This window comes from Enterobacter mori, assembly GCF_025244905.1.
GTDB classification, from domain to species: Bacteria; Pseudomonadota; Gammaproteobacteria; order Enterobacterales; family Enterobacteriaceae; genus Enterobacter; species Enterobacter mori_A.
In genome coordinates, this window is the sequence record NZ_CP104285.1 from 813,682 (window position 1) to 829,033 (window position 15,352).

Annotated in this window: 12 protein-coding genes; 8 read left to right on the forward strand and 4 right to left on the reverse strand. The window is 57.0% G+C overall.

The window, feature by feature from the left end; translation table 11 throughout:
* Positions 1 to 4 precede the first annotated feature (4 nt).
* From N2K86_RS03835 to fhuB, 6 genes are all read left to right on the forward strand, one after another.
* Positions 5 to 2,482, forward strand: a complete 2,478-nt coding sequence (locus N2K86_RS03835; RefSeq protein ID WP_260660535.1) for a fimbria/pilus outer membrane usher protein — start codon at positions 5 to 7, stop codon at positions 2,480 to 2,482.
* 12 nt (positions 2,483 to 2,494) lie between these two features.
* On the forward strand, positions 2,495 to 3,499 hold the full coding sequence (locus N2K86_RS03840) for a fimbrial protein (protein WP_260660536.1): 1,005 nt from the start codon (positions 2,495 to 2,497) through the stop codon (positions 3,497 to 3,499).
* 204 nt (positions 3,500 to 3,703) lie between these two features.
* A complete protein-coding gene (gene fhuA, locus N2K86_RS03845; RefSeq protein WP_260660537.1) occupies positions 3,704 to 5,959 on the forward strand; it encodes a ferrichrome porin FhuA in 2,256 nt (751 codons plus the stop codon).
* Between the two features lie 50 nt (positions 5,960 to 6,009).
* A complete protein-coding gene (fhuC, locus tag N2K86_RS03850) occupies positions 6,010 to 6,807 on the forward strand; it encodes a Fe3+-hydroxamate ABC transporter ATP-binding protein FhuC (protein WP_260660538.1) in 798 nt (265 codons plus the stop codon).
* Positions 6,807 to 7,697 carry a Fe(3+)-hydroxamate ABC transporter substrate-binding protein FhuD gene (gene fhuD / locus N2K86_RS03855; RefSeq protein WP_260660539.1) on the forward strand — a complete coding sequence of 297 codons (891 nt, stop codon included), beginning with the start codon at positions 6,807 to 6,809 and terminating at the stop codon, positions 7,695 to 7,697. The genes fhuC and fhuD overlap by 1 nt, the downstream gene beginning before the upstream one ends.
* Entirely contained in the window at positions 7,694 to 9,676 is a 1,983-nt protein-coding gene (gene fhuB, locus N2K86_RS03860; protein ID WP_260660540.1) for a Fe(3+)-hydroxamate ABC transporter permease FhuB, read from the forward strand. Before fhuD ends, fhuB begins: the two co-directional genes overlap by 4 nt.
* A 109-nt stretch (positions 9,677 to 9,785) precedes the next feature.
* Here fhuB and hemL read toward each other — a convergent pair whose 3' ends face one another.
* Positions 9,786 to 11,066, reverse strand: coding sequence for a glutamate-1-semialdehyde 2,1-aminomutase (hemL, locus tag N2K86_RS03865; RefSeq protein WP_260660541.1), 1,281 nt, complete (start codon positions 11,064 to 11,066; stop codon positions 9,786 to 9,788).
* Between the two features lie 176 nt (positions 11,067 to 11,242).
* Between hemL and clcA the strand changes: the two genes are divergently transcribed.
* Both clcA and erpA read left to right on the forward strand, forming a co-directional pair.
* Positions 11,243 to 12,643 (forward strand): H(+)/Cl(-) exchange transporter ClcA, encoded by a 1,401-nt coding sequence (clcA, locus tag N2K86_RS03870; protein ID WP_260660542.1) that lies wholly within the window; start codon positions 11,243 to 11,245, stop codon positions 12,641 to 12,643.
* Between the two features lie 86 nt (positions 12,644 to 12,729).
* On the forward strand, positions 12,730 to 13,077 hold the full coding sequence (gene erpA / locus N2K86_RS03875; RefSeq protein WP_010426752.1) for an iron-sulfur cluster insertion protein ErpA: 348 nt from the start codon (positions 12,730 to 12,732) through the stop codon (positions 13,075 to 13,077).
* A 99-nt stretch (positions 13,078 to 13,176) separates the two neighbouring features.
* Here erpA and N2K86_RS03880 read toward each other — a convergent pair whose 3' ends face one another.
* From N2K86_RS03880 to mtnN, 3 genes are read right to left on the reverse strand one after another with little or no spacing between them, the layout of a single operon-like run.
* Entirely contained in the window at positions 13,177 to 13,794 is a 618-nt protein-coding gene (locus N2K86_RS03880; protein WP_089599142.1) for a TRIC cation channel family protein, read from the reverse strand.
* Positions 13,795 to 13,824: 30 nt separating this feature from the next.
* A complete protein-coding gene (gene btuF / locus N2K86_RS03885; protein ID WP_260660543.1) occupies positions 13,825 to 14,625 on the reverse strand; it encodes a vitamin B12 ABC transporter substrate-binding protein BtuF in 801 nt (266 codons plus the stop codon).
* Entirely contained in the window at positions 14,618 to 15,316 is a 699-nt protein-coding gene (mtnN, locus tag N2K86_RS03890) for a 5'-methylthioadenosine/S-adenosylhomocysteine nucleosidase (protein WP_260660544.1), read from the reverse strand. The genes btuF and mtnN overlap by 8 nt, the downstream gene beginning before the upstream one ends.
* Positions 15,317 to 15,352 lie beyond the last annotated feature (36 nt).

The following is a 15,352-nucleotide window of genomic DNA, read 5'->3' on the forward strand; positions in this document are numbered from 1 at the left end:
CGTTATGCCGTCATCTCCACTCTACAAACAGGTTCTGAATGGGATCGCGTTAGCGTTGCTAACCCTCATCCAGCCTGCAAGTGCTGATGACGAGTTCAATCTGCGCATCCTCGAGATGGACACCCCGCTGGAAAACACCTCCACGCTGAAAACCTTCATTAACGATAATGGTTTACTGCCGGGGCAATACCTGACGACCATTATGTGGGATCGCGACGTTGTCGATAAGCGCACGATAAGCTGGGTGATCTCGGAGGATAAACAGCGCCTGTTACCGCAGCTGACCAAAGCCGATCTGCGTGAGTTGGGCGTGAAAGTCGACACGATCCCGGATATGAGCGATCTGGACGATGCGGCGACAATCGACGACATCTCCCATTTCATTGCGGGCGCCCGATACGATTACGACCAGGATAATCAAACTCTGAAGCTGGTTATTCCCCAGATCTACCGCGATCGGGCCGTTGCCGGTGCAATCAATCCAAAATTCTGGGATGACGGAGCCCCCGCAGCCTGGACGAGCTATCAATTTAGCGGCTCTCAGCAGCACTACGACGCTGGCAAAACATCCTCCACGTGGCTTGGCCTGGACTCAGGGATTAACCTTGGCGCGTGGCGGCTGCGAAATAACAGTACATGGAATAACAGCGCGGGTTGGCAGAGCATCGCCAGCACTGTGCAACGTGACATTAAAACGCTGCAAAGCCAGCTTGAAATTGGCCAGACGTACACCAGCGGCGAGCTTTTCGACAGCGTCCAGATGACCGGCGTAAAGCTGGAAACGGACACCACTATGTTACCCACAAGCCAGCAGGGGTTTGCTCCCGTTGTGCGCGGCATTGCGAACAGCGATGCGAAGGTCACCGTCAAGCAAAACGGTTATACGATTTACCAGAGTAACGTCTCGCCGGGCCCTTTTGAGATCCGCGATTTGAGCCAGGTGACCTCCGGTGCGGATCTGGAAGTGACGGTGGAAGAGGCCGACGGTAGCGAACACAGCTTCATTCAGGCCAGCGCATCGGTGCCGGTGCTGCAGCGAGAAGGTGCGTTTAAGTATTCGCTGGCGGCAGGACGCTATCGCGGTAATGAGGGTGAGGAAGAGCCAACCTTTATGCAAGGTACGGCCATTTATGGCCTGCCTTATGGTGTGACGGCCTATACCGGCGCGCTCGGGGCCTCGCTGTATCACGCGTTGCTGGCGGGGCTGGGGGCCGATCTTGGACGCTTCGGTTCGGCATCAATGGATGTTACCGCTGCCAGGACCACGTTTGATGACGGACGCGACGACGCTGGCGGGTTGTCATGGCGAGCGCAGTATTCAAAAGATATTCCGGATACCGACACCACCGTCACGCTTGCCAGCTACCGCTATTCCACCTCGGGGTTTTATACGTTCCAGGAAGCTATCGATCAGCGAGACAACGAGATCGACGACGGTATTTATACCTATCGGCGCACCAACAATCGTCGAAGCCGTATGCAGGTCAATCTTTCTCAGCGTATTTCCGACTGGGGGTCGGCTTATCTCAACGGTTATCAGCAGGATTACTGGAATATGGATGGCCAGGAGCGAAGCGTCAGCGCGGGACTCAGCTCCAGCTGGCGCGGTATTACCTGGTCGATGAGTTACGGCCTGACCCGCACGCCGGATGCCGATACCGACAGGCAAATGGCGTTGATGGTCAACATTCCTTTCTCTCACTGGATAGCGGATTCCTGGGCAACCTACAGCGTCAACACTGCCAGCGGTGGCTATGTATCGCACCAGGTGGGGCTTGGCGGTACGGCGCTTGAGAACAATAACCTGAGCTATAACCTGCAGCAGACCTATGCCAGTCACGATACCGGCTATGGCGGCAGCCTCTCCGGGCGTTACCGTGGATCGGCCGGTGAAGTCGGGATGGGGTACAGCTATGGGGGGGATAACCGACAGGTGAACTACAGCGCCCAGGGCTCGATCGTTGCCCACGGGCATGGCGTAACGCTGGGGCAACCTGTCCGCGATGCATTCGCCATTGTGCACATTAAGGGTGGCGATAACGTCAAAGTGCAAAATGGGCGAGGCATTTCTACTGACCGTTTTGGTAACGCGATTGTTCCCTCCCTGAGCGCCTATCGGCACAACATCATCACGGTCAATACCCAGGATCGGGAAGATATTGATATCGACGCGGCAGCGCTGGATCTCGTACCGACAAAAGGCGCTGCGCTGAGCGCAACCTTCGATGCTCGCGTTGGACGACGCGCGCTGGTGACCTTGCGCTATGCGGGTAAGCCCGTTCCGTTTGGTGCTGTGGTGGCGCTGGAGAGTACCTCCGCCATCGTCGGGGATGACGGTGAGGTTTACCTCACGGGGCTGTCCGACAAAACAACGTTTAGCGTGCAGTGGGGAGATGAGCGCGATCGGCAGTGTCAGGGGACGCTGGACATTTCCACGCAGAGCCCGTCAGGGATCGTGAAAGCTACGGTCAACTGCCATTAACAGAGGTATTTCATGCATCTACGTCGTTCAGTCAACACATTTCTTTTACCCGTTCTGCTCGTGCTGACGGGGGCTTTTATCCATCCAGCCCGGGCAGACTGCACCTTTAACGGCAGTTCTGACGTAGACGCCGTTGTGACGTTTCAACTTCCTCCGGTCATCGTTGTTGCGCCCGACACGCCCGTCGGCACCATCATTTATGACGCCAGCGTTGAGAGTAAAGCGGTGACGGTGGATTGTAGCGGTGATGCGCAAGTTCGGCGAGGGTATCTGTACCTCACGGATATCGATGCACGCGAAGATGTGATGCCCGGGGTTTATCAGACCAACGTGCCGGGTATTGGCATCCGCGCGGCTGCGTCGAGCGAACGTTTTCCCGGTTACAATGAAGAGGATATTGTCCGGCCCATGCACTATCTGGGATCGATACACGGCTCTTCGCAGAGCACATCGACGTTTCGCGCCGCTGCACAGCTGGTCGTGACGGGCGATATCCAGGAGGGGGATTTGGATACGTCGCGATTAACGTCAATGGACATCCTGGGCAATGCGGCGATCGGTGAAATGCGCTTTTCTCCTTCCAGCGTCCACATTACGACCAATACCTGTAATCTGGTCGACCGGAACATCTATGTGCCGCTAAGAACGGTCAATACGCAGGATTTTACCGGCCAATACTCCGACGTACTCACTGACGGTAGCTTTAAGATTGAAATCACCGACTGCGCGGCGGGGACGAAGGTTGATTATCAGTTCACCAGCGCGGGCTCGACGGGCGTAACGAACGGCAATATTTTGGGCATCGCCAGCGGAGACTCTGCCGCCGAGGGCGTTGGCATTCAGATCCTCGACCAGAATAATACCGTGCTGCAGTTTGATCGGAACTACACGGCGATAACCAGCACGCAGGACAAGGTTCCTGTCGACATTCCCCTCAAAGCCCGCTACATCAAAACGGGGGAGGTAAAAGCCGGAAAAGTCGATTCTGTCGCCACGTTTGAGGTCTTTTACCGCTGAACCATCCTGCCCGCCCTGGCGGGCTTTAACGATCATTTCTCTAACCTCATTAACCCCCTCTTTTCATCTGGTTAATTCTTAAACCCTTAAATCTTGTAGGGGCGCTTACTGCTTGCTATGCAGCCAGCGTTTCGCATATTATTCTGCGGTCATAATAATAATTCTCGTTTACGTTATCATTCACTCTTTCATCAGAGAACCATCATGGCGCTTTCCAATACTGCTCAGCCAATTAACACGTCGCTGCGTAAAATCGCGGTTGTCGTAGCCACAGCGGTTGCCGGCATGTCCACTTACGCACAGGCCGCCGAAACCCCGAAAAAAGAAGAAACCATTACCGTTACTGCCGCACCGGCTGCACAGGAAAGTGCCTGGGGACCTGCTGCAACCATCGCAGCGAGGCAATCAGCGACCGGGACCAAAACAGATACCCCAATTCAGAAGGTTCCACAGTCTATTTCTGTGGTCACCGCTGAGGAAATGGCGCTGCATCAGCCTAAGTCCGTGAAAGAAGCCCTGAGCTACACGCCGGGCGTTGCGGTAGGTACGCGCGGTGCGTCAAACACCTATGACTATTTGGTGATTCGCGGCTTTGCGGCCGATGGCCAGAGCCAGAACAACTACCTCGACGGCATGAAGATGCAGGGCAACTTCTATAACGACGCGGTAATTGACCCTTACATGCTGGAACGCGCCGAGATCATGCGTGGTCCGGTTTCCGTTCTGTACGGAAAAAGCAGCCCTGGCGGCCTGCTAAATATGGTAAGTAAGCGCCCTACAACCGAGCCGCTGAAAGAGATCCAGTTCAAAGTGGGTACCGATAGCCTGTTCCAGACCGGCTTTGACTTTAGCGATGCAATCGATGATGACGGCGTTTACTCGTACCGCCTGACGGGTGTTGCACGTTCGAACAATTCGCAGCAGGAGGGTAAAGGCGAGCAGCGTTATGCTATCGCGCCATCGTTCTCCTGGCGTCCGGATGACAAAACTACCTTCACGTTCCTCTCTTACTTCCAGAACGAGCCTGAAACGGGCTACTACGGCTGGCTGCCAAAAGAGGGGACGGTTGATCCGCTGCCAAACGGCGATCGTCTGCCGACAGACTTCAACGAAGGCGCGAAGAACAACACCTATTCCCGTAACCAGAAAATGGTGGGATACAGCGTCGACCACGAATTCAACGATACCTTTACCGTGCGCCAGAACCTGCGTTATGCGCAGAATAAAACCTCGCAAAACAGCGTTTACGGCTACGGCATGTGCTCCGATCCGCTCTATTCGAGTAATCCTGCATCCAGTCCTTGCGCGAGCGTTCCTCAGTCGCAGTGGGGACATACGCTGACTCGCCAGTATGTAATTGATAACGAGAAGCTGGAAAACTTCACTGTTGACACGCAGTTGCAGAGCAAGTTCGCGACGGGTTCTGTCGATCATACTCTGCTGACTGGCGTAGATTTTATGCGCATGCGTAATGACATCGACTCGTGGTTTGGCTATGCCGGCTCCGTTCCTCCATCTGATATCTATAACCTCGATCGTAGCGACTTCGATTTCGGTTCTCATCCTGGACCGTCAGGCGCTTATCAGGTGCTGAACAAGCAAAAGCAGACCGGTATTTATGCTCAGGATCAGATCGAGTGGGATAAAGTGCTGGTGACGCTGGGCGGTCGTTATGACTGGGCCGATCAGGAGTCTTACAACCGTGTGTTGAATACCACCTCCGAGCGTGATGACACTCAGTTCACCTGGCGTGGCGGTGTTAACTACCTGTTTGATAATGGGGTCACCCCGTACTTTAGCTACAGCGAGTCGTTTGAACCGGCTTCTCAGACCGGTGCGAACGGCAACGTCTTTGCACCGTCTAAAGGTAAGCAGTACGAAGCGGGCGTGAAATATGTGCCGAACGATCGTCCGATCGTCATTACTGGTGCGGTATATCAGCTGACCAAAACCAACAACCTGATGGCTGACCCTGCGGGCTCATTCTTCTCGGTTGAAGGCGGCGAAATCCGTGCGCGTGGTGTTGAACTGGAAGCGAAAGCGGCCCTGTCTGCGAGCGTGAACGTTGTCGGTTCTTATACCTATACCGATGCAGAATACACCACGGATACCAACTACAAAGGCAACACCCCAGCGCAGGTACCTAAGCACATGGCTTCAGTCTGGGGTGATTACACGATGTTTGATGGCCCGCTGTCTGGCCTGACGCTGGGTACCGGCGTGCGTTACACTGGCTCCAGCAAAGGCGATCCGGCGAACACCTTCACGGTGGGCAGCTACACCCTGGTTGATGCCCTGGTCCGATACGATCTGGCGCGCGTGGGGATGGCAGGCTCTAACGTCGCGCTTCACGTGAACAACCTGTTCGATCGCGAGTACGTTGCCAGCTGCTTTAACACCTACGGTTGCTTCTGGGGTGCTGAACGTCAGGTTGTTGCCACCGCGACCTTCCGCTTCTAATCTCTCTTCGGGCACGGTTCGCCGTGCCCTTTTTATTTAAGTTGGCTGATATGCAGGATAATCAAACGCAATCCGACACCACCTTTTCGCTCAGTAATCTCTCCTTTCGCGTACCCGGACGTACCCTGCTGCATCCGCTCTCACTGACCTTTCCTGCCGGGAAAGTCACTGGCCTGATTGGTCACAATGGCTCTGGTAAGTCCACGTTGCTTAAGATGCTTGGACGCCACCAGCCGCCGTCGGAAGGCGATATTCTGCTGGACGGCCAGCCGCTGGAGAGCTGGAACAGCAAGGCCTTTGCCCGCAAAGTGGCGTATCTGCCGCAGCAGTTACCGCAGGCAGAAGGGATGACGGTGCGTGAGCTGGTGGCGATTGGTCGTTATCCGTGGCATGGGGCGCTTGGTCGCTTCGGCGTGGCCGACAGAGAGAAAGTGGAAGAGGCGATTGCGCTGGTAGGATTAAAGCCGCTCGCGCACCGTCTGGTGGATAGCCTGTCCGGCGGTGAGCGTCAGCGTGCATGGATTGCGATGCTGGTGGCGCAGGACAGCCGTTGCCTGCTGCTCGACGAACCGACCTCTGCGCTGGATATTGCCCACCAGGTCGACGTTCTGGCGCTGGTGCATCGTTTAAGCCAGCAGCGTGGGCTGACGGTGATTGCAGTGCTGCATGATATCAACATGGCAGCGCGCTACTGCGATTACCTTGTGGCCTTACGCGGCGGAGAGATGATCGCTCAGGGAACGCCGTCTGAGCTGATGCGTAGCGAAACGCTGGAAACCATTTACGGTATTCCGATGGGGATTTTGCCTCACCCAGCCGGGGCTGCACCGGTGAGCTTCGTCTTCTGATGCTGGATTCAATCTCAATGAGCCGTCGTCGCCTGCTGATGGCGATGGCGCTGTCACCGCTGCTGTTAAAAATGAATACTGCCCGTGCCGCCTCGATAGATCCCCATCGGATTGTGGCGCTGGAATGGCTGCCGGTCGAGCTGATGATGGCGCTCGGCGTCACGCCGTATGGTGTGGCGGACATTCCTAACTATAACCTCTGGGTGAACGAGCCGAAGCTGCCGGATTCCGTCATTGACATCGGCCTGCGAACGGAGCCAAACCTCGAACTGCTTACCCAGATGAAACCGTCGTTCCTGTTCTGGTCAGCGGGCTATGGTCCGTCAGAAGAGACCATGGCGCGCATTGCGCCGGGACGCGGATTCTCTTTCAGCGACGGTAAAAAACCGCTGGCTATGGCAAAAAACTCCATTAACGAGATGGCGCATTTCCTCAACCGCGAGGCGGAAGCTAAAAAACACCTCGATGAATTTGATGCCCTGATTGACTCACTGAAGCCGCGCTTTGCTCACCGGGGCAACCGTCCTTTACTGATGGTGACGCTGCTGGATGCCCGGCATATGCTGGTCTTTGGTAATAACTGCCTGTTCCAGGAAGTGCTTGACAGCTTCGGTATTCGCAACGCCTGGGAAGGGGAGATGACCTTCTGGGGCAGTACCGCCGTCGGCATTGATCGCCTGGCGGCATTTCGCGATGTGGACGTGCTGTGTTTCGATCACGGCAACGAGCGCGAAATGCAAACCCTGATGGCGACCCCGCTCTGGCAGGCGATGCCGTTCGTACGCGAGAAACGTTTCCTGCGCGCGCCAGCGGTGTGGTTCTACGGCGCGACGCTGTCGGCGATGCATTTTGCTCGCGTGCTGGACAACGCGATGGGAGGCAAGGCATGAGTACGCGTATTGCCCGTTTCCCGGCGCTTCTGCTGGCGCTGCTTTGCCTTGTCGCGCTGGCGTTAACCTGGTTCAACCTCTCGACCGCGTTACCGCGCGAACAGTGGGGCGCTGCCTTTGCCGCGCCGGATATCGACAGTATTCAGCAAATGCTGTTCCACTACAGCCTGCTGCCGCGTCTGGCAGTCTCCCTTTTAGTCGGCGCTGGTTTAGGGCTGGTGGGCGTGCTGTTCCAGCAGGTTTTACGTAATCCGCTGGCCGAACCGACCACGCTGGGGGTTGCCACCGGTGCGCAGCTTGGGATCACCATTACCACGCTGTGGGCGCTACCGGGAGCATTAACCTCGCAATTTGCAGCACTTGCGGGGGCATGCGTGGTGGGCGCGCTGGTCTTTGGCGTGGCCTGGGGGAAACGTCTTTCGCCGGTCACGCTGATCCTCGCGGGTCTGGTGGTCAGCCTCTACTGCGGGGCAATCAACCAGCTGCTGGTACTGTTCCATCACGACCAACTGCAAAGCATGTTCATGTGGAGTACCGGGACGCTCACCCAGACCGACTGGAGCATCGTGCAGCGCCTGTGGCCACAGTTGATTGGCGGCGTGGTGCTGACGTTGCTGCTGCTACGTCCGCTGACCCTGATGGGGCTGGACGACGGCGTGGCGCGCAACCTGGGGCTTGCCCTGTCGCTGGCCCGCCTGGGTGCGCTGGCGCTGGCTATTGTGCTAAGTGCTTTGCTGGTGAACGCGGTCGGCATCATCGGGTTTATCGGCCTGTTTGCGCCGCTGCTGGCGAAAATGCTCGGGGCGCGTCGTTTGCTGACGCGTCTGATGCTGGCGCCGCTGATTGGTGCGCTGATCCTCTGGCTTTCCGATCAAATCATTCTTTGGCTGGCGCGAGTCTGGATGGAAGTCTCTACCGGGTCGGTGACCGCACTCGTCGGTGCGCCGCTGCTGCTGTGGCTGCTGCCGCGCCTGCGCAGCATGAGCGCGCCTGCCATGGATGCGGGTGATAAGGTTCATGCTGAGCGGCAATCGGTCCTGTGGTTTAGCCTTGCGGGACTGGCGGTGCTGGTTATCGCCTCGTTCGCGGCACTCTCCTTCGGACGCGATGCCTCGGGCTGGCACTGGGCAACGGGCGACTTACTACACGAACTGCTGCAGTGGCGCTGGCCACGTATCTTCGCTGCGCTGATCGCAGGCGTGATGCTGGCGGTAGCGGGGTGCATTATTCAACGTCTCACCGGCAACCCGATGGCTAGCCCGGAAGTATTGGGTATCAGTTCTGGCGCGGCGTTTGGCGTGGTGCTGATGCTGTTCTTCGTGCCGGGCAATGCGTTTGGCTGGTTACTGCCTGCCGGAAGTATCGGTGCGGCGGTCACGCTGATGATTATCCTGATTGCTGCCGGTCGCGGCGGGTTTTCACCTCACCGCATGCTGTTGGCCGGGATGGCGCTGAGCACCGCCTTTACGATGCTGTTGATGATGCTGCAGGCAAGCGGCGATCCGCGTATGGCGAAGATCCTGACCTGGATTTCTGGTTCAACCTACAATGCCACCGGCAGTCAGGTTGTCTGGTCCGGGATGGTCATGATCGCGCTGCTGTCGCTTGTTCCGCTGTGTCGTCGCTGGATGACCATTCTGCCGCTCGGCGGTGAAACCGCGCGTGCGGTGGGGATGGCGCTGACGCCAGCGCGCGTAGCTCTGCTGCTGCTGGCGGCATGCCTGACGGCGACGGCAACCATGACGATTGGACCGCTGAGTTTTGTGGGGTTAATGGCGCCGCATATTGCCAGAATGATGGGCTTCCGCCGGACGATGCCGCATATCGTAATGTCGGCCCTGACGGGCGGGGTGATGCTGGTGTTCGCGGACTGGTGCGGAAGAATGGTGCTGTTCCCGTATCAGATCCCCGCGGGTCTGCTGTCGACCTTTATCGGTGCGCCGTACTTTATTTATCTGTTGAGAAAGCAGAGCCGGTAGTCAGGTGCGGCCTGATGCCCTCACCCCGACCCTCTCCTTCGGGGCTGAGGGAGAACCGCCAACCCGTAGGCCCGGTAAGCGCAGCGCCACCGGGCGATTTGCAGGCGACTTACAGCTTCGCAAACACCTTACGCGCCGCGTCGATGGTGTTATTGATATCTTCCTCGCTGTGCGCCACGGACATAAAGCCCGCTTCAAACGCTGACGGTGCCAGGTATACACCTTCGTCCAGCATCAGGTGGAAGAAGCGCTTGAAGCGTTCAACGTCGCACTTCACCACGTCCTGATAGCAGGTCACGGTTTTTGCCTCGGTGAAGAAAATCCCGAACATCCCGCCCACGTGGTTGACGACAAGAGGGATACCGGCCTCTTCTGCCGCTTCCAGCAGACCGTTTGCCAGCTGCGTGGTCAGGTCGGTCAGGGTTTCGTGAATACCTGGCTGAGCCACCTCGGTCAGGCAGGCGAAACCGGCTGACATCGCGATGGGGTTGCCAGAGAGCGTTCCCGCCTGGTAAACCGGACCGGTTGGTGCCAGCGCTTCCATCACGTCTTTACGACCACCGAATGCCCCGACCGGCATGCCGCCGCCGATGATTTTGCCGAGGCAGGTCAGGTCTGGCTCAACGCCGTAGTAAGACTGGGCACCCGCCAGCGCCACGCGGAAGCCGGTCATCACTTCATCGATGATCAGCAGCGCGCCAAACTCGTCGCACAGGGCACGCAGGCCCGGCAGGAAGTCAGGCTGCGGTGGGATGCAGTTCATGTTGCCCGCAACCGGCTCAACGATGATGCAGGCGATCTCCTGCGGATACTGCTCGAACGCCGCGCGAACGGTAGCCAGATCGTTGTAGGTGCAGGTCAGGGTGTGCTTCGCGAAATCGGCCGGTACGCCCGGCGAGTTTGGCTGGCCGAGCGTCAGCGCGCCAGAGCCCGCTTTCACCAGCAGACAGTCGGCGTGGCCGTGGTAGCAACCTTCGAATTTGATGATTTTATCGCGACCGGTAAAACCACGCGCCAGGCGAATGGCGCTCATGGTGGCTTCGGTACCGGAGTTCACCATACGTACCATGTCCATGGTCGGCACCAGTTCGGTCACCAGCTCCGCCATTTTGACTTCCATTTCGGTTGGCGCACCAAAGCTCAGGCCGCGCTGAGCCGCTTCAATCACAGCGTTACGAATGGTTGGATGGTTGTGCCCCAGCACCATCGGGCCCCAGGAGCCGACATAATCGATATAGGCTTTGCCATCGACATCATACAGATACGCGCCGTCGGCACGTTCGATAAACAGCGGCGTGCCGCCCACGCCGGTAAAGGCGCGCACAGGTGAGTTCACGCCACCCGGAATAAGCTCGCGGGCTGCACTGTAGAGGTTTTCAGACTTGCTCATGGCGTCGTTCCTGGTTCGTATAAAATGATTAAGCACACTATTCTAAGTGATTCGGGGATGGTTATGAAATTTTTACCCGGGCAATGCTTTAAGATTTGTTAAGTAATTTTCAGGAGACGGTGGGGCGGTCTCTGGTAAAATCCTGACGGCGATTTGTATGACGAAAAGAACAGGCAATGAAATCAGATTCACCCTCATTTGAAGAGCAACAGTTTGCGCGCGCGCGACACCGTATCAGCATCCGACGACTGCTCAACCGCGACAAGACGCCGCTGGCGATTCTGCTGGGCGCTGCCGTGGTGGGAACGTTGGCGGGGCTGGTGGGCGTCGCGTTCGAAAAGGCCGTCAATGGCGTGCTTAACTGGCGTATTGGCACCGTTGCGGGTTACGCCGATCGCGAATGGCTGGTCTGGATCCTGGCGTTTGGTTTATCTGCACTGCTCGCAACGGTGGGCTATTTTCTGGTGCGAAAATTTGCCCCGGAAGCGGGCGGTTCTGGGATCCCGGAAATAGAAGGGGCGCTCGAAGAGCTGCGTCCGGTCCGCTGGTGGCGCGTGCTTCCCGTGAAGTTTATCGGCGGGTTGGGGACGCTTGGTGCGGGAATGGTGCTCGGGCGCGAAGGGCCGACCGTACAACTGGGCGGTAATGTTGGCCGTATGGTCAGCGATCTGTTCAGGATGCGCAGTGCTGAAGCCCGCCATACGTTGCTGGCAACCGGTGCCGCCGCGGGGCTTTCCGCCGCGTTTAATGCCCCGCTGGCGGGGATCTTGTTTATTATCGAAGAGATGCGCGCTCAGTTTCGCTATAACCTGATCTCGATAAAAGCGGTGTTTACCGGGGTGATCATGTCGAGCATTGTCTTTCGCCTTTTCAATGGCGAAGGGGCGGTCATCGAGGTTGGGAAGCTAACCAATGCGCCGGTCAATACGTTGTGGCTGTATCTGATCCTCGGCATGATTTTTGGCATTGTTGGCCCGCTGTTTAACAGCCTTATTTTACGTGCTCAGGACATGTTCCAGCGGATCCACGGTGGCAACACGACCAAGTGGGTGCTGGTGGGGGGGCTGCTCGGCGGCATGTGCGGTGTGCTGGGCTTTATCGAACCCAACGCGGCAGGTGGCGGCTTTGGACTTATCCCTATTGCGGCGGCGGGAAATTTTAGCATTGGTCTTTTGCTGTTTATGTTCATCTCGCGGGTGATCACTACCGTACTCTGCTTCTCCTCCGGCGCGCCTGGAGGCATTTTTGCCCCGATGCTGGCGCTGGGCACGCTGCTGGGAACCGCTTTTGGCATGGCGGCGGCTGCGGGGTTCCCGGCCTATCATCTTGAAGCCGGGACGTTTGCCATCGCTGGAATGGGGGCGCTGCTCGCCGCGTCCCTGCGTGCACCCTTGACCGGGATCGTGCTGGTGCTTGAGATGACGGACAATTACCAGCTCATTTTGCCAATGATCATTACCTGTCTCGGCGCGACACTATTAGCCCAATTCCTGGGTGGAAAACCGCTATACTCCACCATTCTTGCACGGACCCTGGCGAAACAGGAGGCTGAACGGGCCTCAACGCAGAATACTTGAATGAATTACCAGGGTATTAGATAATGAAAAAAAGAATTGGGTGATTTTTACCCAATAGCAGTATGCAGTATTCATGGGAGCATAAGATGAGTGATGACGTAGTAGCTGTACCGCTCGAATTTACCGAAGCAGCAGCCAAAAAAGTGAAAGTCCTGATTGCCGATGAAGACAATCCGGAACTGAAACTCCGTGTTTATATTACCGGTGGTGGCTGCAGCGGCTTCCAGTATGGTTTCACCTTTGACGACCAGGTGAACGAAGGCGATATGACCATCGAGAAGCAGGGCGTCGCGCTGGTGGTTGACCCGATGAGCCTGCAGTATCTGGTTGGTGGTTCGGTGGATTACACTGAAGGTCTGGAAGGATCGCGCTTTGTGGTGACCAACCCGAACGCGACAAGCACCTGCGGGTGTGGGTCTTCGTTCAGTATTTGATGTTTCTGGCGGTGCGGTCTGATGCCCGCACCCCGGCCCTCTCCACTGGGAGAGGGAGAAAAAACTAAAAACGGTAACCTGGCGGTTACCGTTTTGCATTTACCTGTCATCCAGCGCAAACGTCGGCAGTTTCAGGTGCCAGCGTATCGCCGCTAAACGTATAACCAGCGTCACGACCATCCCCAGCATTGCGGCATTTTCCAGCGGGACCGCAAAAGTGTAATACGCGGTGGCGTGAACAATTCCACCTACAATACAGGCCGTCGCGTAAATTTCAGTACGCAGGATCATCGGCACTTCACGCGCCAGAATGTCGCGAATGATCCCGCCGCCCACGCCGGTTAATACACCCATGCAGATCGCCACCATTGGACCGGTGCCCGCATTAAACGCCTTATTAACGCCAATACCGACAAACACGGCGAGGCCGACGGCATCCAGCACCGGCAATATCCATTTGGGTAATCTGCGTGGCTGACGTACCAGTACAATGGTCAACATGCAGGTGACCATCGCTACCACCAGATCGGTGGGATCTTTTACCCAAAATACGGGGCCATTCGCCAGCGCCATATCGCGGATTGTTCCGCCGCCCACGGCGGTCACAACGCCCAGCACCAGCACGCCAAACGGATCCATGCGCAGTTTTCCGGCGAGTAAAACGCCGGAGATAGCAAAAACGGCTGTGCCAAGAATATCCAGCCAATACACGAGCATCGTTAAATCCTCGAAACGTATTTATCTATGTTAGTGACTCTCTGCCAGCGCGGCACAGAGTTGTTTTGCGGCGAGGATAATACGCGGGCTGGCGCGTTCAAACCAGTCACCGTTGAGCGGGATCACCGGAATTTTAAGCTGGCTATGCCAGAATTGTTCAACTTTAGGAATATCGCTCGCATTTCCGACCACGACGATGGCCTGCGGTTGGCGTGCAAGCACCTGTTCACGGCTGACCTGAGGCCAGGGTACCCGGCTGGCTGCAAAGATATTTTCGCCGCCGCAGATTTCCAGCACCTGATTCTGAATCGAACCTTTTCCGGTGGTGAACAACGGCTGGCTACCAAATTGCAGAAAGATGCGTTTTTTGGCGGGGGTATTGTACCGGGATTTCAGCGCCGCATAGTCGCTGAGCATCTGTTTCGCCGCGTCCTCGGCTTTTTTGGGCGTGGGGCTAAAAGGGGCCAGATCGCGCAGCGTCTGGGCGATTTGCTCAATACTGACTGCATCCACCCACATGACCTTAATACCCAGTGAGGTCAGTTGGTTGACCTGCCGCTCGGCATTGCCGCCGCGCCAGGCCAGCACGAGGTCAGGCTTAAGCGCCACAATGCGCTCGAGATTCATTCCTTGCCAGGTCGCGACCTGTTCAATGCTGGCGGCCTGGGGGGGATAATCTGAAAAGCTACTCACGCCCACAGGGGTGATCCCGGCAGCAAAGGCCAGTTCGGTATTCGCGGGGGAGAGGGTAATCACACGCGGCATGGCGAAAAGCCATGCCGGTGCGAGGAGAAGCAGGACGGCCAGCGCCCTGACGGTATGTTTAGCCACGAGCCAGTTTCTGCACCAGACGTTCCACCATCACGGTGGACTGTTTTGCCGCCACAACAAGGAACTCGTCAAAGCTAATGTGGGACTGCTGGTCTGCCACGTCAGAGATCGCGCGAACGACCACGAACGGTACGCTAAAGTTATGGCAAACATGAGCAATCGCGGTCGCTTCCATCTCAACGGCAACCGCCTGCGGGAAGTTATGACGGATTTTCGCCAGGCCCACGGAGCCGTTGATGAACGCATCACCGCTGACAATCAGGCCACGCACCGCGTTGAGGTTAAGCTCCGCAATGCAGGTCTCTGCCGCCGCGATCAGCTTGTCGTCAGCTTTAAAACCCGCAGGGCAGCCCGGAAGCTGGCCGTATTCGTAACCGAACGCGGTGACGTCAGCATCGTGGTAACGCGCTTCGTCGGAGACAACGATATCACCCACCTTCAGCGTCGGCGCCAGGCCGCCCGCAGAGCCGGTATTTACGATTACATCCGGCTTGCAGCGCTCAAGCAGCAGGGTGGCACCCAGCGCCGCAGCGACTTTACCGATGCCTGATTTCAGCAGAGCCACGTCAACACCGTTCAGCTGACCGGTGTAGATCTCACAACCACCCAGAGAGAGGGTCTGACGGTTCTCAATTTTGTCACGCAGCAGCGTAACTTCTTCTTCCATTGCACCAATAATGCCGATTTTCATAGATTTACTCGCGATGTGCCTTGTTAAGATGCATAG